This is a genomic window from Ilumatobacter sp., from assembly GCF_041688325.1.
Lineage (GTDB): Bacteria > Actinomycetota > Acidimicrobiia > Acidimicrobiales > Ilumatobacteraceae > Ilumatobacter_A.
On record NZ_JBDNIJ010000074.1, the window covers coordinates 1 to 3,252 of the forward strand.

Below are 3,252 nucleotides of genomic sequence, written 5' to 3' on the forward strand. Positions count from 1 at the left end.
ACCGCGACTCTCCCGGCGACAACGGCTCTCCCGGCGACAACGGCTCTCCCGGCGACAACGGCCACGACCGTTGCGCCGGCCAGAGACGGGCTCGCCGTCTTCGACTTCGCTGCGACGCAAGTCGCTGTCGGAACGTCGATCGAGGGCCGGCCGATCACCGCCGATCGATACGGCACGCCGGGCGGCCGGCGCATCCTGGTGATCGGCGTGATCCACGGCGATGAAGACGCCGGTGTTGCAATCGTTGACGAACTCCGCCAGCGCGACGTTCCTGACGGCGTCGAGCTCTGGTTGATCGAATCGATGAATCCGGATGGCCAAGCCGCACAAATTCGCCAGAATGCGAACCGGGTCGACCTCAACCGCAACTTCCCCCACGAGTGGGGCGTCATCGGCGAGCCGGGCAACAGCCAGTACGCCGGAACAGGGCCTGCCAGCGAACCCGAAACGCAAGCCATGGTCAACCTGATCACCCAGCTCCGACCCGACATGACGATCTGGTACCACCAGGACGCCAACCTGATTATCCCGTCGACGGGTCGCGACGGTCGCGTCCGGGCTCGATACGCCGAACTGTCCGGGCTCCCGATGGCCGAGTGCTGCGGCGGTGGCGGGGTCTACACCGGCATTGCTGCGACCTGGGCTCGTGTCGAACTGAAACAGACCAGCGATGCGGTGCCGTTCATCGTCGAACTCCCCGGCGGAGACCTCACCGCCGAGCAAGTCGATGCACACACCACTGCGGTCTTGACCATTGCCGCCGAAGGGTGACATGGTTCGCGGTGCCGAATTTCGCTCCACCCGACGCGGCGAACAAATCGAAGTCGTCGCACCCCGCATCGTCATTGGCACATCGATCGAGGGTCAGGCCATCACCGCCGAACGGGTGGGCGACGCCGGCGGGCGCCAGGTGCTCGTGATTGGTGGCATCCACGGCGACGAAGACGCCGGGATCCAAGTCGTCGACGGACTGCGAGAGCGTACAATCGACGAGCGAGTCGAGCTGTGGCTCATCGACTCGATGAATCCTGACGGCGTTGCCCGCCAAGAGAGACACAACAGCAACGAGGTCGACCTCAATCGGAACTTCCCAGACAAGTGGGGGTCGATCGGTCAACCTGGAAACAGTCAGTACGCCGGGACCAGCCCGGCGAGTGAGCCCGAGACACGCGCCGTGGTCTCGTTCATCACGTGGCTCCGCCCCGACATCGTGCTCTGGTACCACCAGGACGCCAACCTGATTCTCCCGTCGACTGGCCGCGACAGCCGGATCCGAGCCCGCTACGCCGAACTGACCGTGCTTCCGCTCGCCGACTGCTGCGGTGACGCGAACGCCGTGCTCACCATCGGCATCGAAGGCTGATCTCTTTCAGACGAAGCGGGCAAATGTGTCGAGCGGCTCGCGTTCGCTCACGACGCCATTAATCGGGGCGTCGGCATCCGCGGTGCCGAGTGCCACTCCACAGAAGATCTGCTGTTCGTCCGGAGCACCGACGAACTCACTGACCGCTGCCTCGTGCACGCACCACGCCTCCTGCGGACACGTGTCGAGGCCGGCTTCTTGAGCGAGCAGCATGAATGTCTGCAGGAACATGCCGAGATCGCTCCACTGCGGTGGGCCCATCATCCGGTCGACGAAGCAGAAGATCGCAGCAGGTGCGCCGAAGAAATCGAGGTTCTTTGCAAACTGCTCGAAGCGTCCCGCCTTGTCGTCGCGGGTCACGCCGATCGAGGCATACATGTCCTCACCAATCTTGTACCTGGATGATCGATACGGCTCAGGCATCTTCGGCGGATAGATGTCGTAGGAGGGCGCTCCGGGCTCACGCGTCGAGAGGAACTTCCGGAATCGAGTCATTGATTCACCGTTGACCACGTAGATCCGCCAGGGCTGCACGTTGCCGCCAGACGGCGAGCGCGAGGAGCTTGTGAGCAGTTCCTCAATCGTCTCGTTGCTCACTGGATCGGGCAGGAAGGCACGGACGGACTTGCGTCGATTGACCGCTTCGGTGACGTTCATGAGGGGAGTCTCGCAAGCCGCACGCGTCGAGAGCGAACTGCGGGTGCGAGCCGGGCGTTCCATCGGTCTTGGTGTAAGACCGCCTCCACTGTCAACATGGCCCTGTGGCCCCCGACGCGCTGACCGACGAGCAATTGATGCAACACGCAATCGACGCTGCGTGGACAGTCCGAACAACGACCCCGCCAAACCCATGGGTGGGCGCCGCACTGCTCACAACGGACGGCACCGTCCATGTCGGCGCAACACAGCCGCCCGGCGGCGCACACGCCGAAATCGGTGCATTGGCCGCCGCCGGCTCTGACGCTGCCGGAGCCACCCTTGCCACCACTCTCGAACCGTGCTGTCACGCCGGCCGCACAGGGCCGTGCACCACAGCAATCATCGAGGCCGGTGTTGTTCGGGTCCTCATCGGTATCAAGGACCCAGACAAGCAGGTCGCTGGTGAAGGCATCAAGGCACTGCAGGAGGCTGGCATCGAGGTCGTGGTCGGCACCCTGTCGACCGAGGTCGGGGTGCAACTCGAGCCATACCTGCACCACCGCAAAACTGGTCGGCCCTATGTGATCCTCAAGCTCGCCGCAACGCTCGACGGCCGAACGGCTGCACCGAATGGCGGTAGCAAATGGGTCACCGGCGAGGAAGCCCGTACCGATGTGCACCAGATGCGCGCCGAGAGCCAGGCGATTCTCGTCGGCGCCGGCACCGTGCGGGCCGACAATCCGTCACTCACCGTGCGCCTGGTTGAGGGACCGAGCCCCCGCCGCATCGTGCTCGGCACTGCGCCCGCTGACGCCAACGTCCACCCCTGCACCGAATGGGTTGGCCCGATCCCTGAACTCCTCGATCGGCTGGCCGCCGAGGGTGTGCTGCAGTTGATGGTCGAGGGTGGAGCAAACGTCGCATCCGAGTTCCACGACGCTGGTCTGATCGATCGATACGTGCTGTATGTGGCCCCAGCGATCTTCGGTGGAAACGATGCACATCCCCTTTTCGTCGGCGATGGCGCACCCACGATGGCCGACCTCCGACGCGGACGGTTCGTCGCCACCCGGCAGTTAGGCAATGACATTCGGCTCGACGTCACACTCGACAAGGACGTTCGATGAGTGCACGGTGCCGCTCAGCAGCGGCGCTGGCTCTCATCGCTCTCGTACTCGGCGCATGCGCCCTTGATCCCGACAACGGCGAGCCGAACATCAACGGCGAGCCGAACATCAACGGCGAGCCGA

4 protein-coding genes are annotated in these 3,252 nt (G+C 64.4%); 3 read left to right on the forward strand and 1 reads right to left on the reverse strand.

Annotated elements, in window-relative coordinates:
- Together ACH2EI_RS05375 and ACH2EI_RS05380 are read left to right on the forward strand one after the other, a co-directional pair.
- Positions 1-771 (forward strand): DUF2817 domain-containing protein (locus tag ACH2EI_RS05375; RefSeq protein ID WP_395159361.1); only part of this gene is annotated, 771 nt, incomplete at its 5' end.
- A gap of 1 nt (position 772) precedes the next feature.
- On the forward strand, positions 773-1,363 hold the full coding sequence (locus ACH2EI_RS05380; protein ID WP_395159363.1) for a DUF2817 domain-containing protein: 591 nt from the start codon (positions 773-775) through the stop codon (positions 1,361-1,363).
- A 6-nt stretch (positions 1,364-1,369) separates the two neighbouring features.
- Here ACH2EI_RS05380 and ACH2EI_RS05385 read toward each other — a convergent pair whose 3' ends face one another.
- Positions 1,370-2,020, reverse strand: a complete 651-nt coding sequence (locus ACH2EI_RS05385) for a nitroreductase (RefSeq protein ID WP_395159365.1) — start codon at positions 2,018-2,020, stop codon at positions 1,370-1,372.
- Between the two features lie 104 nt (positions 2,021-2,124).
- On the opposite strand from ACH2EI_RS05385, the gene ribD reads away from it, so the two are divergent.
- On the forward strand, positions 2,125-3,129 hold the full coding sequence (gene ribD / locus ACH2EI_RS05390; RefSeq protein WP_395154986.1) for a bifunctional diaminohydroxyphosphoribosylaminopyrimidine deaminase/5-amino-6-(5-phosphoribosylamino)uracil reductase RibD: 1,005 nt from the start codon (positions 2,125-2,127) through the stop codon (positions 3,127-3,129).
- Positions 3,130-3,252: the final 123 nt, after the last annotated feature.

Bases quoted from the DNA above. Each gene is read 5' to 3' on its own strand.
- ACH2EI_RS05380 (WP_395159363.1), top strand. From the start codon at position 773: ATGGTTCGCGGTGCCGAATTTCGCTCCACCCGACGCGGCGAACAAATC.
- ACH2EI_RS05385 (WP_395159365.1), bottom strand. From the start codon at position 2,020: ATGAACGTCACCGAAGCGGTCAATCGACGCAAGTCCGTCCGTGCCTTC.